The organism is Pleomorphomonas oryzae DSM 16300 (genome assembly GCF_000422965.1).
In the GTDB taxonomy this organism is placed as follows: domain Bacteria; phylum Pseudomonadota; class Alphaproteobacteria; order Rhizobiales; family Pleomorphomonadaceae; genus Pleomorphomonas; species Pleomorphomonas oryzae.
The window spans coordinates 26,752-43,927 of the sequence record NZ_AUHB01000018.1; the positions used below are offsets into that span (position 1 = coordinate 26,752).

The following is a 17,176-nucleotide window of genomic DNA, read 5'->3' on the forward strand; positions in this document are numbered from 1 at the left end:
CCCCGATTATCAGGCTCGGATTCAAGCCGGCCACATCCTACTCGCCCTTCGGCCATCTCGCTTCCATCGCGTCGGCCAGCGCGCTTTCGCCCCGTTCGCGCAGCGCCGCCACGGCGCCGCCGAAATCCCGCCGGTCGCGGTTCTGGCTGAGCTTGGATTTGGCGATCGTCCTCGTCACGACGATCCGGAAGGCGACGATCTTGGAGAGCATGTCCACGATATAGTCGGCCGGCCCATCGCTCATCCGCCAGGCTTTGTCGCCGCTTACCCGCCGCTCATGCTCATGGGTCAACAGCCCCAGAGCGGCGCACTTGCTGCGCTCGTCATGCTGAAAATGGATGGCGCCGTAGACATGCGCCACCTGATAGTTCCAGGTCGGCACGGCCCGATGATGCTCGGCCTTGCTCGGGTAGGAGTTGGGTGTGATGTAACCGTCGGCGCCGTGGAAAATCGCCAGTATCTCCTGCCCATCGTCGATCAGCCGGTGCATATCATTGGCGAGCGCCACATGCCCCACCAATGCGCCATCCTTGCCGGCGATCAGCGGAATGTGGTTGGCGATCAATCCGTCGCGCGTCTGGGCCACTACGGCGGCCAGCGGCGCCGCCGCTATGACGGCAGCCACCGCCTCGGGGTCAACTTCGTTGAAATGCTCCGGCAGATACATCGCACACCCCATGGCCTCAGCCGCCCAGCATCAGACTGCCGGCAATCGCCCACATGATCGCCGCGATGGCGCCTTCCAGCAAGCGCCAGGCGGTCGGTTGGGCGAAGATCGGGCGGAGCTTGGCGGCGCCGAAGCCGAGCGAGAAGAAGAAGCCAAAGGATGAGGTCATGGAGCCCAAGGCGAAGGCCGCCTCGTGGCCCGGATACTGCGTCGAGATGGTGCCGAGCAGCACCACGGTATCGAGATAGACGTGCGGGTTGAGCCAGGTGATGGCGAGGCAGGCGATCAGCGTCGGCATCAGGGGCGTCGCGCCATTGGCACCGCTGACGTCCAGCGCGCCATGCGATTTCAGCGCCGACAACAGGTTCTTGAGGCCGTAGAAGGCAAGGAAGGCGGCGCCGCCAAAGCGCATCACCGGGTCGAGCCAGGGCAAAACCGCGGCGATGCGGCCGAAACTGGTAACGCCCAGGATGATCAGCGCCACGTCCGACAGCGCACAGGTGAGGCAGACGGCGAAGACATGCCCGCCCTTCAGACCCTGTCTGAGCACGAAAGCATTCTGCGCGCCGATGGCGACGATCAGGCTCAGCCCCACGCCGAGTCCCGAGAAATAGGCTGAAAAATCCAACGCCGCCCCCCACATCAACGATGCGTCGGTTTAGGCCTCACCCTCACATTAGACAAATTAATCCTGCTAACTCTTCATTAGCAGGTCTAATGTCGAACCGTCGTCCTCGCTCTTCGACCGGTTTGCCTTGGAGGCCCACATGATTGCCGCCCAACCGAAAATCATCGTCGCGCTGTTGCCCGAACCGGAAACGGTGGCCGCCTGCCTCGACTGCGCGCTGGCCGCCGCCGCTGGCTTCTCGGCGTCGATTTCCGCCCTGCATGTCGGCTTCAATCCGAGGTTCGCCTTCGTGCCGCCGGAGGAGATCGCCATCCAGCAATGGCGCGAGCTGCGCGAGGGCACCATCGCCGAGCGCCTCAATCGCACCAAGGCCGCCTACGAGGCCTGGAGGACGGACCACGCCACCGCCCCGATTAATTGGAAGCACAATGAGGGCGACGTCGGCGACCTCGTTGCCAGCGAGACCGCCCAGGCCGATCTCGTCGTCATGGGCAACCCGCTGCGTCTCGACGGCCGCGACGCTTTCCATGCCACGCTGTTCTGGTCGAAACGCCTGCTCCTGGTGGCGCCGCCCGATCCCAAGGAGGGGCCGCGGCCGCACCGCATCGTCGGCCGCCATATCGTCGTCGGTTGGAAGCCGGGCGAGACGGTGAAACGGGCCACCCATCAGGCACTGCCCTGGCTGCAGAGGGCCGAGAAAGTCACGGTGGTGTCGATCGAGAAGCAGGAGGACACGCCTTACCAAGCCTCCGCCCGCGCCTTCTTCGCCGGGCTCGGCATTTCCGTGGACTGTGTCTCGCTGAGGCGCGAGACCGGCAGTGTCGGCCGGCAACTGCTCGCGTCCGCCGACCGGCTCGGCGCCGACAGCCTGCTGATCGGTGCCTTCAAGCATGGTGCTCTCTGGGAAGCGATCCTCGGTGGCGTCACCCGTGATGTGCTGGCCGCCGCCCGCATCCCCGTTTTCATGATGTGCTGAACCACCCCTCGAAGACCTGGACGACCCGATGATCGACTATTCCGCCGCGCTGGCCGTCGCCGCCATCGTCCGCACCGGCAGCTTCGAGAAGGCCGCCAAGGCACTGTCCGTCACGCCCTCAGCCATTTCCCAACGGGTGCGGCTTCTGGAAGAGCGGCTTGGCGCCGTGCTGATCGAGCGCGGCAATCCCTGCAAGGCGACGGAAAAAGGCGCCTGGCTCTGCCGCCATGTCGAACTGGTCGGCATGCTGGAAAACGACCTTCTCGACCGCCTGCCCGGCCTCGGCGATCGAGAGGCCAGCCCCGTCACGCTGGATGTCGCCGTCAACGCCGATAGCCTCGGCACCTGGTTCATGCCGGCCGCCGCCGCCTTCACTCGGGACTCAAAGGCGCTCCTCAAGATCGCCGTCGACGACCAGGACCATACTGCCGGCTGGTTGAGGCGCGGCCATGTGGTAGCCGCCGTCACCTCGCTGTCAAAACCAGTCGCCGGCTGCAAGGTCAGCTCGCTCGGCCGGCTGCGCTATCACGCCACCGCCAGCCCGGATTTTGTGGCGCGCCACTTCCCGAACGGTGTGACTGCCGACACACTCGCCCGGGCGCCCACCCTCACCTTCAACCAGAAGGACGGCCTGCAGCAGGACTGGGCGCGGCAGATGCTGGGCGCGATGGAGCCCGGCCCCACCCACTGGCTCCCCTCGACGCAGGGCTTCGTCGACGCCGCCCTGCTCGGCATGGGCTGGTGCCTCAACCCCATTCAGCTCGTCGCGGATCACCTCGCCACTGGCCGCCTCGTCGAGCTGGTGCCGGGCGCCACGCTCGACGTGACACTCTACTGGCAAGTGAGCCGCCTCGTCTCCGGCCAGTTCCCGGAGCTGACGCAGGCGGTGCTGGCGGCAGCGAAAGCCGCACTGGCGTGACAAGGCAGCCAGACCGAGAAATCTCAACGCCAACAGGGCTCTCCTCCTAGGATAGCTCTCCCCCCTTGACTCACTCATAACTCACCAGCTATGAATAGACTCATCACCAGCGAGTTATGAATATCATGCCTGCTTCGCCCGAGATGCTGTTCACTACCCTCTCCGACCCCACCCGGCGCGGCCTCTTCGAGCGGCTCTGCCTTGAGGGCGAACAGACGGTGCACGCGCTGACCGCCGAGGCCGGCGTCTCCCAGCCAGCCGTGTCCAAGCATCTCGGCATCTTGAAGCAAGCGGGGCTGGTGATCGACCGCCGGGACGGGCGGCAAACCCACTACAGCGCCCGGCCCGATGCGCTCTCGCCTCTCATCGACTGGACGGGTCGGATGACGGGCTTCTGGCAGGGCCGGCTCGACAATCTCGAAGATCTCCTGAGGAGGATGGATCAATGACCGACGTTCAAACCGAAACCCGTTCCGTGACATTGGAGCGCCAGCTTCCCCATCCGCCGGAGAAGGTGTGGCGGGCGCTGACCGAGCAGCCGCTGATCGACGACTGGCTGATGCAGAGCGACTTCCGGCCCGAGGTCGGCCACAAATTCCAGCTCAAGGCCGATTGGGGCATGGTCGATTGCGAGGTGCTGGAAGTCGACCCACAGCGCAGCCTCGCCTATCGCTGGGATGCCTATGGCCTCAAGAGCGTGGTGACCTGGACGCTGGCCGCCACGACTACCGGCACCCGCCTCACCATGGAACAAACCGGCTTCCAGCCTGGCCAGGACCAGTTCTATCAAGGCGCCCAAGCCGGCTGGCCACGCTTCCTCGACGCCATGGAAGCCGTGCTGGCCGGCCTCTGAGGCTCATCCCGCCATGCTCCATCCTGCTGGCGCCGCCGGCAGGATGGTGAGGCCGATCGCCGTGGTCGCCGAACGTTGTGCCACCACCGTCTCCATGCTACCCATCACCCATGGACAGCCGTCACGCCCTCGCCCCGTCGATTATTTCCGCCATCGATTGATTGGTGGGTGCGCGTCCTTGTCCTTGAAAGCAACCCGCCCGCGAGGCGGGTTTTTCGTGCCGTCTCCGGGCTCGTCTTGGAGATGAAACATGGCCGAACACGAACTCAGGCAAGTGATCGAAGCAGCCGACAGAGCCATCACGGCCGAGGACTTCGATCGCGTCATGGACTTCTACACCGACGACGCCACGCTGGTCGTCAAGCCCGGCCTCAACGCCACCGGCAAAGTGGCGATCCGCAAGGCCTTCGTGGCGATCGCCGCCCATTTCAAGAACACTCTCAAGGTGCGTCAGGGCCGAATGGAAGTCATCGAAGGCGGCGACACTGCTCTTGTCCTCATGGAATCGTTGCTGGATGTTGAGGGGCAGCCGGAGCCGATCGTCCGCCGCGCCACCTACGTCTTCCGCAGATCGGCCGATGGTCGCTGGCTCTGCGTGGTTGACAACTCCTACGGCACGTCGCTGCTCGACGCGTGAAGAAATAAAGGCCGCGCCGAACAAGCGGCGTGGCCCGCTTCCTCATCTATGCTCTCCTCGCAAAACTCCTCCGCGTTCCCTCACGATCAAGTCGCTTGACAATGACAGCCGACAGGAGGATTGGGGGAGCTGCACGGCAATCGCCGCCGCACCAGCCAACAGAAAGACAATGGACAGTCACAGTCGACCTAGTCGCAACCGCGTGAAGTGCGCCGACGTGTGAGCCGTTCATCGGCTCGCCTCTGTGCCTTTGCGCATGAGGACGAGCCACAAATGCCCCCAAAGCTGTTTCTACCCCGGCTGCCACGCCGCTTTCCTTCGTCTCCGAGCCAGTCTGTCCCCGGTCGAATAACCGGCGCCTGATCCCACGCGCCGTCGTCCGCGACAAACAATGATCCTGCCTGGCCAGGAGATAACAAGTTATGGTGTTTCATAAGGTTACGCCGACCGCCGTCGGCCGCGGCCTGGTGCCGAATGTTTTCGATGTCGCCGCCTTCGTGCTGGTGGTCGGCTTTCTGGTTCTGATCGTCTATGGCGTGAACCAGGCCGACGCGCCGCTCAGCGCCGTCTCCACCTCCGCCATCGATCTCAGCCCCTGGCACCTGCCGGAATATGCGTTGCGCACCACGCTGCGCATGCTGGCCGCCATGGTCTGGTCGCTGGTCTTCACCTTCGTCTACGCCACGGTCGCCGCCAAGAGCCGGCGCGCCGAGCTGGTGCTGATCCCTGTCCTAGACATCCTGCAGTCGGTGCCGATCCTCGGCTTCCTCACCTTCACCGTGGTGTTCTTCATGGGCCTGTTCCCCGGCAAGGTGTTCGGGGCGGAACTAGCCTGCGTCTTCGCGATCTTTACGAGCCAGGCCTGGAACATGACCTTCTCCATGTACCAGTCGCTGCGCAACGTTCCGAAGGATCTCGACGAGGTATCGCAGAGCTTCCACCTGTCGGCCTGGCAGCGCTTCTGGCACCTCGACGTGTCCTTCGCCATGCCGGGCCTCGTCTGGAACGCCATGATGTCGATGTCCGGCGGCTGGTTCTTCGTCGTCGCCTCCGAGGCGATCACCGTTGGCGACACCACGGTGACGCTGCCCGGCGTTGGCTCCTACGTGGCCGAGGCGATCCGCCAGCAGAACCTCCCGGCCGTCGGCTGGGCAGTGCTGACCATGCTGGCGGTGATTGTCGCCTATGATCAGCTCTTGTTCCGGCCGATCGTCGCCTGGGCCGACAAGTTCCGCGTCGAGCAGACGGCCTCCGGCGAAGCCCCCTCCTCCTGGGTGCTCGACCTCTTCCGCAAGACGCGCTCGCTGCGTGCCCTGTCGCAGATGACCTCCAATGCCCTCAGGGGCATCGGTCGCTGGCGCCTGCCGCTGCCAGCCGCCCCGCGTTTTTCCTTCCGCCTGCCGGTTTCGGCGAGGCTGATGGACGCCCTCTGGATGACGCTGGTCGGTGCGGTCACCCTCACCATCGGCTGGGAAGTCATCCGCTTCATCGGCGAGAGCCTCACCTTTGCCGACGCCGGCGAAGCCCTCGGCAAGGGCATGATCACGCTGATCCGCGTGCTGGTGCTGATCGCGCTCGCCACCCTCGTCTGGGTGCCGATCGGCGTCTGGATCGGCCTCAGGCCCCGCATCGCCGAGAAGGTGCAGCCGCTCGCCCAGTTCCTCGCCGCCTTCCCGGCCAACATCGCCTTCCCCGCCGTGGTGATGCTGATCGTCGATTTCCACCTCAACGCCAACGTCTGGCTGAGCCCGCTGATGATTCTGGGCACCCAGTGGTACATCCTGTTCAACGTCATCGCCGGCGCCAGCGCCTTCCCCTCCGACCTCCGCGATGCCGCAGCGAGCTTCCACCTCACCGGCTGGCGCTGGTGGCGTAGTGTCATCCTGCCGGGCATCTTCCCCTATTACGTCACCGGCGCCATCACCGCCTCGGGCGGGTCTTGGAACGCGGCCATCGTCGCCGAGGCGGCGAGCTGGGGAAGCCATCATCTGACGGCCACCGGACTGGGCTCCTACATTGCTGAGGCAACAACGGCCGGCGACTTCCCGCGCGTCGTGCTCGGCATCGCCGTCATGTCCCTGTTCGTCACTGTCACCAACCGGATCGTCTGGCGTCCCCTCTACGCCTACGCCGAACGCCACCTGCGCATTGCTTGATCAGGAAAGGTCTCCCAACATGACCATGACCGTTTCCACCACCCCCATCGCCACCGATGAGCTGATCGCCATCAAGGGTGTCAGCCGCGTGTTCCCCAAGGCCAACGGCGATGATCTGCGCGTTCTCGAAGACGTCGATCTCACCATCCGCTCCGGCGAGATCGTCGGCCTGCTCGGCCGCTCCGGCTCCGGCAAGTCGACGCTTCTGCGCATCATCGCCGGCCTGTCCTCGCCTTCCTCGGGCGACGCGCTTTATCGCGGCAAGCCGATCTCCGGCCCGCCGAAGGGCCTCGCCATGGTGTTCCAGTCCTTCGCGCTGTTCCCCTGGCTCACCGTTTTGCAGAACGTCGAGCTCGGCCTTGAAGCCCTCGGCGTCGATGCCGATGAGCGGCGCAGCCGGGCGCTCGCTGCCATCGACCTGATCGGTCTCGACGGCTTCGAAAACGCCTACCCGAAGGAGCTGTCGGGCGGCATGCGCCAGCGCGTCGGCTTTGCCCGGGCGTTGGTGGTCCACCCCGAGATCATGCTGATGGACGAGCCCTTCTCGGCGCTCGACGTGTTGACGGCCGAAACGCTGCGCACCGACATCATCGACCTCTGGGTCGAGGGCCGGCTGCCCATGCAATCGGTGCTGATCGTCACCCACAACATCGAGGAAGCGGTGCTGATGTGCGACCGCATCCTGGTGTTCTCCTCCAACCCCGGCCGCATCGCCTCGGAAATCAAGGTCGAGCTGCCGCACCCGCGCAACCGCCTCGATCCCACTTTCCGCAAGCTGGTCGACAGCATCTACGCTCATATGACCCGGCGCGCCGAGCCGAAGACCACGGCAGAAACCGGCATTCCCGGCACCGGCGTCGGCATGGTGCTGAACCCCGTCTCCACCAACGAGATGGCCGGTCTCCTCGAAGCGCTGGCCGCCGAGCCCTTCCACGGCCGGGCCGACCTGCCGATCCTCGCCGACCGGCTGCAAATGGAGGCCGACGAGCTGTTCCACCTTGCCGAAACCTTGCAGCTCATTCGATTTGCCAACCTCAGCGAGGGCGATCTGCTGCTCACTGACGCCGGCAAGACCTTCACCGGCCTCGGCACCGACGACCGCAAGAAGCTGTTCGCCCAGCATCTCCTCACCTACGTGCCGATCATCGAGCTGATCCGCAGCGTGCTGGACGAGCGGCCGAGCCACACGGCGCCGTCGGTGCGCTTCCGCCAGCAGCTCGAGGACTACATGTCGGAAGACTATGCCGACGAGACGCTGAAGGCGGTGGTGGCCTGGGCGCGCTATGCCGAACTGTTCGCCTTCGACGAGAACGCCGACATGTTCAGCCTAGAAAATCCGGAATAAGCGCTCTCACCGCAACGGCTCGGATTTATCGAGCATTGGGTCAACATTTAACATTGCACTCAAAAGATGAGAAAGATGCGCGTCGTATGTTGATGTAGCAACCGGGTCCGGCTTCAGAAGACGCGTCCGTCAGAAACACCTTCTGTCGGCGAACAGCGTGTCATTCCATATGGACTCACCTTGAGCGCCCGGAGGGCCGCCGCATGCAGACAGCCGCGCGCCGCCTGGCTCGATTGGCCAAGCTGCATGGCCGCCCGGAGCGGGTCTCCTACGGGCCGATCGAACTTGAGGTGACCAACGTCGAACGGGCCGTGGCCTTCTGGACGTCGGCCCTCGGCATGACGCCACGCCCGTCCAAGGACGGCGTTGCCCTCGGTACCCGCTCGCAAACGCTGCTCGTCCTGCATGGCGGCGCCAGGGAGTCGGCCCAACAGCGCCGCTACAGCGGCCTTTATCACGTTGCTATCGGCGTGCCCGATCAGGTGGAGTTCTCGCGCCTGCTTGCCCGGCTGATCGGCAACCGCATCTCCGTATCGGCCGATGACCACGTGATGTCGAAGGCGCTCTACTTTCACGATCCCGACGGTATCGGCATCGTCATCGCCCATGAAACGCCGACACGCTTCAGTCACTTCGGCGATTTCGCGCGGGGCGTGGAACTGTTCGATACCGAGGGACGGCCGCATCCCGGCCGTGCACCGCTCAATGTCGCCGAGGAACTCGATCACGCCCGAAACGCCGATCTCGATGCCGACCTCGCCGAGGGCACGCGCATTGCCTATCTCAATCTCAGCGTTCCCGACCTCGCCGCCGCCGTCGCCTTCTACGAACGTTTGGGCTTCGTTCGTAATCTGATGGTGCCGCACATCGGCTTTGCCGATCTCGGGGCCGGCAGCACCTACACCCACCGCATCGGGTTCAACACCTGGCTTGGCCCCGACAGCCCACCGGCTCCCAAGGGCAGCGCGCGGCTGAGGCGTTTTCACCTGCACCTGGCGGAGCAGGAGGTTTTCACGGCGGCAAGCCACCTGCCGGACGCCGCCGACGACGTCGACGGTCGTCTCCGCTTCATCGATCCCGGTGGCATCGAGGTGATCCTCTCACCGCCAAGCCAAAGCTGACCGGCAAGCGGTCGATCTCACAACCCTCGACCGCACGCAAAAGTGAGCGCCCCGCACCGGACGCCCACCAGAACGGGCTTGCCTTGACAACCAAAACCATCGCAATTCGCCATTCACTCCGCTCCAGACTCACCCCAGCCAGGAAGAGCCCGCAGGAATGAACGACGCCTCCCTTGCGAGGGCTCGCCGCTGGCGGTCCGCCGCCCTGCTCGCCGCCGTGCTGGTGCTGGCCGGCTGCGCCTCGGTTCCCTTGCGGCAGGGCGGCACGCTGACGAGCTACGACCGGCTCGGCAAGGAAAGTGGCCTGCTCAGCAAATCCCGCGCCTATGCCGACAAGGACGCCCTGGCGACCGCCCGCACGGTGCGAATCCTGCCGACGGCCTTCTCGCCCCAGGCGGAAGCCCGGATTCCGATGAGCGGCGACCGGGATCTGGTGACGCGGGCGCTCGACCGTGCCGTCTGCGTGGCGCTCAGCGACCAGTACCAGGTAGTATCGCCCAGTCAGCCAGCCGACCTCACCATCCGCAACAACGTGATCGACGTGCTGCCGACCAACAAGACGGTGGCCGGCATTTCCACCGTCGCCTCGCTCGGCAGCAGCTTCGTGCTGCCGGTCAGCCTTCCCCGCATCCCGATCGGGCTCGGGGGCATCGCCATCGAAGGCGAGGCGCTCGATCGCATGAGCAACCAGCGCGCCGCTATCATCTGGGCGCGCGGCGCCAACTCCTTCACCGAGAACCCCAGGCTGTCCGACGTCGGCGACGCCTATAGCCTCGCTACCTCCTTTGGTGACGATTTCTCCGACGTGATCATCAAGGGCACGGACGCCTCGCTCCTCGATGTCCGCCTGCCCACCATGCAGCGGATCAAATCCTTCTTCGGCGGCCAGCCGAAATATCCGGCCTGCGACACCTTCGGCCGCGAGCCCGGCATTCCCGGCATGGTGGCCGGTATGGTCGGCGCGCCGCCCCAGTGGACCGACAAGCCGCCCGACGCGCGACGGTAATCGGCAAGGAAACCATGCCTGGCGTTCTGATTCGAAGCTGACTAACCTGTTAATAAACTGACCGAATTGACAAAACGCCGCTGCGAACGGTGCCAGCCTCGACGCGGCGGCACGAAACTGCGCAGTAACCCGTAGCGCGCTGACCGCTGCGGTTGCAGTTTCCGGCCCTGCCTGTTCTTGCAATGTAGTTTCTTGGTAGCAGTCGGCGGGATTCTACACTCCATTAACCATTCGCCCCCAGGATCGCCGCGTTCAGGAGACGACGCATGGCGACCCCAATGGCTTCATCGCATTCGACTTTTTCCCACGGCATCCCGCAGGAGACGCGCCGCGCGGCGGTCCCGGCGGACCTCGCCAGCCAGATCGCCAGCCTGTTCGAAGCCCCGGTGCCCGACAACCGCCTCGATGAGCTGATCGCCAAGGGGGCCGACCTCGACGCTCTGGCCGCCGCGGTGGAACTCCACCTCTCCACCGCCCTGCCCACCTTGATGCGCAAGTCGCCCTTCGCCTTCGGTCGATCGGGTGCGGCCACCGAGCTCTGCCTTGCCTATGCCAAGGTACGGACGGCGCTGGAGCGCGCCGAGGCCGCCCGCCGCATCAGCACCGAAACCGGCAGCCTCAAGACCTGCTACACGCGCAACACCATCGGTCGCCTTGCCAGCACCATGTCCGATGTCAACGCCATCGCCGTGGAGCTCACGGGCCTCTCCTACAACATGGGCGAGCTCACCACGTCGTCGCAGGGCATGGCCAGTTCCACCGCCGAGATGGTCGCCTCCATCGGCGAGATTTCCAGGGCAAGCCACGAGGCGCTAGGTGAATCGCGCAGCGCCGCCGATGCCGCCGGGCATTCGACCGCCGCCGTGGAAAAGCTGCGGGTCGCCATGGGCCACATCTCCGTCACCACCTTGGATACCAAGGCCAAGGTGACCGAGTTGGAAGGCGCCTTCGACCAGATCGCGGAAACGCTGAGCGTCATCGATACCATCGCCAGCCAGACCAATCTCTTGGCACTCAACGCCACCATCGAGGCCGCGCGCGCCGGAGAGGCCGGCAAGGGCTTCGCCGTGGTCGCCTCCGAGGTGAAGGTGCTGGCCAACCAGACAGCCAGCGCCACGGAAAACATCAATGCCCGCATCGAGAGCATGCGTCAGGTCATCGAGGGCATGACCGCCGCCATGGCCAACACCAACACCGCCGTCGCCACCGGCGAGGCGGTGATCGACGAAGTGTCGGGTGCCATGACCACCATCGGCGAGCGCGTCGGTACGGTGCTGACGCGCATCGACTCCATCGCCGCCGTGCTGGAAGAGCAGCAGGCCGCCAGTTCAGAGATCGCCACCTCGGTCGATGCCGCCGCCTTCCTGGCCCAGCACAACCAAGCGCTCATGAAGCAGATGGCCGACAAGATCGCCGCCAGCAACACGCGCAATGCCGAGGAATCCCGCAAGCTCTACAGCGACTCCACCAACCCGGCCATGCTGGTGGAAATCGCCAAGATCGACCACGTGCTGTTCAAGAAGAAGGTCACCGACACCCTCCTGGGTTACGAGAACCTTCAGAGCGGCAAGGTGACCGACCACCACGGCTGCCGCCTCGGCCTCTGGTATGACAAGGTGACCGACCCCAAGATCAAGAACAACGCCGAGTTCCGCGCCATCGAAACCCCGCACGCTCGCGTCCACGAGGAGGCGGTGACCACGCTGAAGCTGTTCGAAGCCGGCCGCCACAAGGACGCGCTCACTCACCTCGCCACGCTCAACGAAGCGGGGGATGAGGTGTTCAGGCGGCTGGGGGATCTGGGGCGGACGGTGTTCGCGTGCGAGTGAGGGCGCGTCGCGCCCGCGAAGAGCCGACGTATTGACGTTGGGGATACAGAGCCGCATATTGTCCGCATGTCGAAACTTCGCGCTTCCCCAAACGCCGGACCCACGGCCGAAATGAAAAGCGGCCGTGCCTCGGCTGCCGAGACCAAAGGCAGCATCAATCTCAGGATGGATGGTGTTACGCGCCAACTCATCGATGACGCGGCGGCCGTGCAAGGCAAGACACGCACCGAGTTCATGGTGGAAAGCGCCCGCCGGCAAGCGATCGATGTGCTGCTCGACCAGCGTTTGTTCGCCTTGGAACCCGAACGTTACGACGCCTTCATGGCCGCCCTTGACAACCCGCCCGTGCCCGGGCCGAGGCTCAAGGCGCTGCTCGGCCGGGTGCCAGCGTGGCAGAAATAGCCAAACTCGGGGCACCCGTTCCACTATCTGCCGCACACGATCTCGCTGAGTTTGACTGCGGTGATCCCCAGTTGAACGACTGGTTGCGTCACCGAGCACTCAAGAACGAAAGTCGCTTTTCGCGCACTTATGTGGTGTGCGTCGGGCATCGTGTGGTTGCCTTTTATTGTGTCTCAGCCGGTTCGGTGGAGCGCGCAGTTGCCCCCGGCAAGCTCAGGCGCAACGCGCCCGACGCAATCCCGGTCTCGGTGATCGGTCGCCTCGCCGTCGACCGAGCCTATACCGGGAAAGGCCTTGGCACCGATCTTCTGGCCGATGCCTTGCGCAGGGTCGCCTTCGCTTCCCAAAGCATCGGCATCGGCGCCGTTCTGGTCCATGCCAAGGACGAGGCCGCCAGACGCTTCTATCTCCATGCGGCCGAGTTCATCGAATACCCTGACGGAAGCCGCACGCTGTTCCTGCCGATTGAGACTGTCGTCGCCACCCTCTCCCAGCCCTGAAGTCCATCGCCGGTTTGGTGGAGGCGCGCTGCGGCCTCTATGAGGCGACCTGCCCCGCCAACCAGGGCAGTCGTATTCACCCCGTCATGCTGCGATGCCGCTCCAGCTCGGCCACGGCGATATTGGCAACGGCCAACAGCTCCTCCGTGCTCGCCCCGTCGTGCCCTTGCACCGCCATGCCCTGGATCACCGTGGCAATGAAGCGTGCCAACACCTCCGGATCGGTATCGGGCTTGAGCTCGCCCTCGACGATGGCCCGCTCCAGCCGGTCGCGATAGGCGGCAAGCGCCGTGCGCCGCAGGCCGATCATATGCTGGCCGACGGCACGGTTCTCCTCGGCCACGGCCAGCGCACCGGTGGAGATCATGCAGCCGCCCGGCCGATCGGCGCGGCTGTAGCGCTGGGCGTAGGTACGCAAGAGGCCGCTGATGGTCGCCACCGCGCTGGGGCCTTCCACGAGCAGCGTCCGCACCGGCAGGTTCATGTCCTGGCGGTACCAGTCCAGCGTTTCGAGATAGAGATCGGCCTTGGAGCGGAAGGCCGAGTAGAGGCTCTGCGGCGTGATGCCCATGGCCTCCGTCAGGTCGGCGATCGACGCGCCCTCGTAGCCGAGGCGCCAGAACAGCAGCGCCGCCGCCGCCAGCGCCTCGTTCCGATCGAAACTGCGCGGCCGGCCGCGCGAGCGCTTCTTATTTTCCACAATGATCACTCTTGAATTCAGTCTGCATACGGTATATTACGGAATGATCACTCCGTAATTCAAGGGCAAGGCCATGTATCATAGCTCTATCACATCCGCCGACGCCGATCTCCGCAAGCGTCTCGACCGCGTTCTCGCCCGCGCCGTTGATGAACAGCGCATCGTCGGCGCCGTCATGCTGGTGGCCCGCCACGGCGAGCTCGCCTATGCCACGGCCACCGGCCTTGCCGACCGCGAGGCCGACAGGCCAATGCAGCAGGGCGACGTGTTCCGCTTCGCCTCCCTCACCAAGCCCCTGGTCTCGGCCACCGCCATGGCGCTCGTCGAGCGCGGCCGCCTCGCCCTCGACGCGCCGATCACCGAGTGGCTGCCGGGCTTCCGCCCGGCGCTCGCCGACGGCACCCGCCCGACCATCACTATCCATCATCTTCTGACGCACACCGCCGGCCTCGACTATCGCTTCAACCAGCCGGACGCCGGCCCCTATCGCGATCTCAACGTCTCCGACGGCCTCGACCAGCCCGGCCTCAGCCTCAGTGAGAACATCGCCCGCCTGCAACAGGCGCCGCTGATCTACGCCCCCGGCACCGCCTGGCGCTATTCCCTGGCCATTGACGTGCTGGGCGCCGTGCTCGAGAAGGCCGGCGGCAAGCCACTCCCGGAACTCGTGGCAGAATGCATCACCGCCCCGCTCGGCATGACCGAGACGCGCTTCACCGCCAGCCCCGATACCACGCTGGTCACCCCCTATGCCGACGGCACCCCGCGCCCGGTGCGCATGGGCGAAACCCACGTTCTCCCCTTCGATGCCGCGCGCATCATCTTCACCCCCGGCCGGGCCTACGACCCCGCCTCCTACCCCTCGGGCGGCGCCGGCATGATCGGCACCGCCTCGGATTTCCTTCGCTTCTTGGAAGCGATCCGTGAGGATGGCGCCCCCATCCTTGACCCCGCCACCGTTGACCTGATGACCACCGTCCACGTGCCGCCCGAACGGATGGCCGTGCGCCCCGGCGTCGGCTTCGGCTACGGCGGCTCCGTCCTCGCCGATCCCGCAACGGCCGACAGCCCCCAAGCCGCCGGAACCCTTCAATGGGGCGGCGTCTACGGCCACAACTGGTTCATCGACCGGAAGAACGGCATCAGCTCGGTACTGCTGACCAACACGGCGCTGGAGGGGATGATTGGGCCGCTAACGGTTGAGGTGCGGGATGCGGTGTATGGGGTGTGAGGGAAGGACTCTTCGTCCGCCTCTGAGCTACGAACTTCGCTATGCAATTTAAAACACGCTAAAGCGACCGCCAATCGGCACCGCCGTGTCTGCGGACCAGCTCAACTTGCAAGACACCAGGAATCGTCTACCTCCGCAAAAGCCCAGATCGCGAAGAAAGATGGGAGGTTACTCAAACCTCTGGAAGACGCTGGTTGCCTCTATTCATACTGTAGCCGAAGTTGCCCATAGGCCAGACATGCAAAGGGCCTCAGCTGTCCAAGCTAAGGCCCCTAAATGGTGTGGGGGGATGGATTTGAACCATCCGCGGTTCTTCCGGCTTAACAAGCTAAGAGCTCATATCATCTTCTTGTTGGCGCATGGCTGCTCTATCTGACCCCACAGAACCGCGAGAGCGTCCACACCCGTTTTGAACGTTGCTTTCATGTACACCTCCTCCGTGCCGTCTAGGTTAAAAAACCAGTCCACGCAGAGCCAGATTATGAACAGCCACGCTCCAACATCTCCAATGACGATACCCAAAGTCGCTAGTGCCGAACCTTGAATTCGTTGTGCTTCTTATAAAGAACCAAGCGAAAAGTCAAGCACTCAGAAATATAACAGCGGAAAACCATAAGAATATTATAAGAAAATTCAAATTAACTAAAAGCCAACACCCCTCCTCCCCACAAACACGCTCGTGGTCATATTCCTCTCCACCCTGCCCCCGAACTCCTCTCTCGCAATTCTCCCCAATTCCGCCAGCACCGCCTCCCTATCCTCCCGCGCCGTGAGGTTGGAGTACGTCGCATAGAGGGCCACAGTCTCATCGGCGGTCAGCACCAGCTGCCACGGCACGATCTTGTAATCGACGATGTCGAACGCCCCACTGCGCTTGATCGCTTCAGTGCGGGCTTCTGCATCGAGGCCGAAGGGAATGCCGCGGGTGCCGGCTGAGGGGCTGTCGAAGCCGGAGAGCAGTTCGTGCGTCGCGTCGTGGAACGGGTCGGGGCGACTGGCGTCGCCGAAGATGTTCCAGATCGCCGCCCACCAGCCCCCGGGCTTGAGCAGCCGCGCCACCTTCTGAAGCGCCGTCTCCTCGTCGAGCCAGTGGAAGGCGGCGGCGCAGATGCCGAGGTCGAAGGCCACCTCAGGGAGCGCCGCCTCCTCGAACGGGGCGCGCAGCACTTTGAGCGGCTGATCGGGCAGGCTTGCTTCCAGGAAGTCGGCCAGCCGCGCATCCGGCTCGATGGCGACGAGCGGGTCGGCGCCGAGAGCCAGGAGCCGCCGCGTCGCCGTGCCGGTGCCGGCGCCGATCTCGAACACCTTAGTGCCGGGGCGAAGGCCGCAGCGGGTGACGAGCATGTCATAGACCCAATCCGGATAGTCCGGCCGTGCCGAGTGGTAGGCAGCCGGGTTCAGCCCGAAGGCTTGCCGGCCGAAGCTCTTCTCGATGTCGGTCATGATCTCCCCCACCATCCGAATGCCCCACTCAGTACACCATCCGCCTTGCACGATCCTCTCGACGCCGCCCCTCCCATGAATTATCTATAATTCATGACCACGGCCAAATCGGACACCATCTCCACCCGGATCAGCAAGACGCTGGCCGACCGCATCATTTCCGGCGCCATCGAAGCCGGCAGTCGATTGCGGCAGGACCACGTGGCCGAAGAATTCGGCGCCAGCCACGTGCCGGTGCGCGAGGCCTTCCGCCTGTTGGAGTCGCAGGGGCTGGTGGTGAGCGAGCCGCGCCGAGGCGTGCGGGTGGCCGGCTTCACGCGAGAGGAAGTGCGCGAGGTGGCGGAAATGCGCGCGTCACTGGAGGCGCTGGCGCTGCGTAACGCCTTTCCGCATATGACGAAAGCCATTCTCGACACCGCCGAGGAGGCCAACCGGGCCGGCGACCGGGCGCCCGACGTCTACGCCTGGGAAGAGGCCAACCGCAACTTCCACCGCATCATCCTCGCGCCTTGCGGCATGCCGCGCCTACTCAAAGCGATCGACGATCTGCAGACGGCCAGCGCCCGCTTCCTGTTCTCCGGCTGGCGGGCCGAGTGGGAAGCCCCCACCGACCGCGATCATCGCGCCATTCTCGACGCGCTCCGGACCGGACAGGCCGACATGGCTGCCGCCGTACTAGCCCGGCACGTGCAGACGATCGGTCAGAAGCGGCCGAAATAATCTGCCTTTCCAGTCCCTTATGTCCATTCTCGCAAACGGGGCA

The 17,176-nt window shown here is 64.8% G+C and carries 18 protein-coding genes; 14 read left to right on the forward strand and 4 right to left on the reverse strand.

The genetic code is table 11. The features are described from left to right. Positions 1 to 37: 37 nt before the first annotated feature. Entirely contained in the window at positions 38 to 679 is a 642-nt protein-coding gene (locus G522_RS0121740; protein WP_245586710.1) for an FMN-binding negative transcriptional regulator, read from the reverse strand. Positions 680 to 683: 4 nt separating this feature from the next. After that, a complete protein-coding gene (locus G522_RS0121745; RefSeq protein ID WP_026792838.1) occupies positions 684 to 1,295 on the reverse strand; it encodes a LysE/ArgO family amino acid transporter in 612 nt (203 codons plus the stop codon). 139 nt (positions 1,296 to 1,434) lie between these two features. On the opposite strand from G522_RS0121745, the gene G522_RS0121750 reads away from it, so the two are divergent. From G522_RS0121750 to G522_RS0121805, 12 genes are all read left to right on the forward strand, one after another. Further along, entirely contained in the window at positions 1,435 to 2,271 is an 837-nt protein-coding gene (locus G522_RS0121750) for a universal stress protein (protein ID WP_026792839.1), read from the forward strand. Positions 2,272 to 2,299: 28 nt separating this feature from the next. Beyond that, complete coding sequence (locus G522_RS0121755; RefSeq protein ID WP_026792840.1) at positions 2,300 to 3,190, forward strand: LysR family transcriptional regulator ArgP; 891 nt, start codon at positions 2,300 to 2,302, stop codon at positions 3,188 to 3,190. 125 nt (positions 3,191 to 3,315) lie between these two features. Further along, the gene (locus tag G522_RS0121760; RefSeq protein WP_026792841.1) at positions 3,316 to 3,639 is read left to right on the forward strand and encodes an ArsR/SmtB family transcription factor; all 324 of its coding nucleotides are present in this window, start codon (positions 3,316 to 3,318) and stop codon (positions 3,637 to 3,639) included. After that, positions 3,636 to 4,043, forward strand: coding sequence for an SRPBCC family protein (locus tag G522_RS0121765; RefSeq protein ID WP_026792842.1), 408 nt, complete (start codon positions 3,636 to 3,638; stop codon positions 4,041 to 4,043). The genes G522_RS0121760 and G522_RS0121765 overlap by 4 nt, the downstream gene beginning before the upstream one ends. Before the next feature lie 250 nt (positions 4,044 to 4,293). Further along, positions 4,294 to 4,680, forward strand: coding sequence for a YybH family protein (locus G522_RS0121770; protein ID WP_026792843.1), 387 nt, complete (start codon positions 4,294 to 4,296; stop codon positions 4,678 to 4,680). 422 nt (positions 4,681 to 5,102) lie between these two features. Then, the gene (locus G522_RS0121775) at positions 5,103 to 6,836 is read left to right on the forward strand and encodes an ABC transporter permease (protein ID WP_026792844.1); all 1,734 of its coding nucleotides are present in this window, start codon (positions 5,103 to 5,105) and stop codon (positions 6,834 to 6,836) included. Between the two features lie 19 nt (positions 6,837 to 6,855). After that, positions 6,856 to 8,181 carry an ABC transporter ATP-binding protein gene (locus G522_RS0121780; RefSeq protein ID WP_245586711.1) on the forward strand — a complete coding sequence of 442 codons (1,326 nt, stop codon included), beginning with the start codon at positions 6,856 to 6,858 and terminating at the stop codon, positions 8,179 to 8,181. Between the two features lie 203 nt (positions 8,182 to 8,384). After that, positions 8,385 to 9,302 (forward strand): VOC family protein, encoded by a 918-nt coding sequence (locus G522_RS28150; RefSeq protein WP_051229044.1) that lies wholly within the window; start codon positions 8,385 to 8,387, stop codon positions 9,300 to 9,302. A gap of 157 nt (positions 9,303 to 9,459) precedes the next feature. Further along, positions 9,460 to 10,308, forward strand: coding sequence for a DUF3313 domain-containing protein (locus G522_RS0121790; RefSeq protein WP_051229046.1), 849 nt, complete (start codon positions 9,460 to 9,462; stop codon positions 10,306 to 10,308). A 266-nt stretch (positions 10,309 to 10,574) separates the two neighbouring features. Further along, positions 10,575 to 12,137, forward strand: a complete 1,563-nt coding sequence (locus G522_RS30655) for a methyl-accepting chemotaxis protein (protein WP_084633332.1) — start codon at positions 10,575 to 10,577, stop codon at positions 12,135 to 12,137. A 111-nt stretch (positions 12,138 to 12,248) separates the two neighbouring features. After that, a complete protein-coding gene (locus G522_RS0121800; RefSeq protein ID WP_425414089.1) occupies positions 12,249 to 12,539 on the forward strand; it encodes a type II toxin-antitoxin system TacA family antitoxin in 291 nt (96 codons plus the stop codon). Then, positions 12,527 to 13,039 (forward strand): GNAT family N-acetyltransferase, encoded by a 513-nt coding sequence (locus G522_RS0121805; protein ID WP_026792848.1) that lies wholly within the window; start codon positions 12,527 to 12,529, stop codon positions 13,037 to 13,039. The genes G522_RS0121800 and G522_RS0121805 overlap by 13 nt, the downstream gene beginning before the upstream one ends. A 76-nt stretch (positions 13,040 to 13,115) precedes the next feature. Here the strand turns inward: G522_RS0121805 and G522_RS0121810 are convergent, their stop codons facing one another. Continuing rightward, positions 13,116 to 13,739 carry a TetR/AcrR family transcriptional regulator gene (locus G522_RS0121810; protein WP_245586712.1) on the reverse strand — a complete coding sequence of 208 codons (624 nt, stop codon included), beginning with the start codon at positions 13,737 to 13,739 and terminating at the stop codon, positions 13,116 to 13,118. Positions 13,740 to 13,812: 73 nt separating this feature from the next. Between G522_RS0121810 and G522_RS0121815 the strand changes: the two genes are divergently transcribed. After that, complete coding sequence (locus tag G522_RS0121815) at positions 13,813 to 14,970, forward strand: serine hydrolase domain-containing protein (protein ID WP_026792850.1); 1,158 nt, start codon at positions 13,813 to 13,815, stop codon at positions 14,968 to 14,970. Between the two features lie 642 nt (positions 14,971 to 15,612). Here G522_RS0121815 and G522_RS0121825 read toward each other — a convergent pair. Beyond that, positions 15,613 to 16,428: a class I SAM-dependent methyltransferase gene (locus G522_RS0121825; protein WP_210162961.1), complete on the reverse strand. Its 816-nt coding sequence runs from the start codon at positions 16,426 to 16,428 to the stop codon at positions 15,613 to 15,615. 78 nt (positions 16,429 to 16,506) lie between these two features. Between G522_RS0121825 and G522_RS0121830 the strand changes: the two genes are divergently transcribed. Next, the gene (locus G522_RS0121830) at positions 16,507 to 17,133 is read left to right on the forward strand and encodes a GntR family transcriptional regulator (RefSeq protein ID WP_026792853.1); all 627 of its coding nucleotides are present in this window, start codon (positions 16,507 to 16,509) and stop codon (positions 17,131 to 17,133) included. Positions 17,134 to 17,176: the final 43 nt, after the last annotated feature.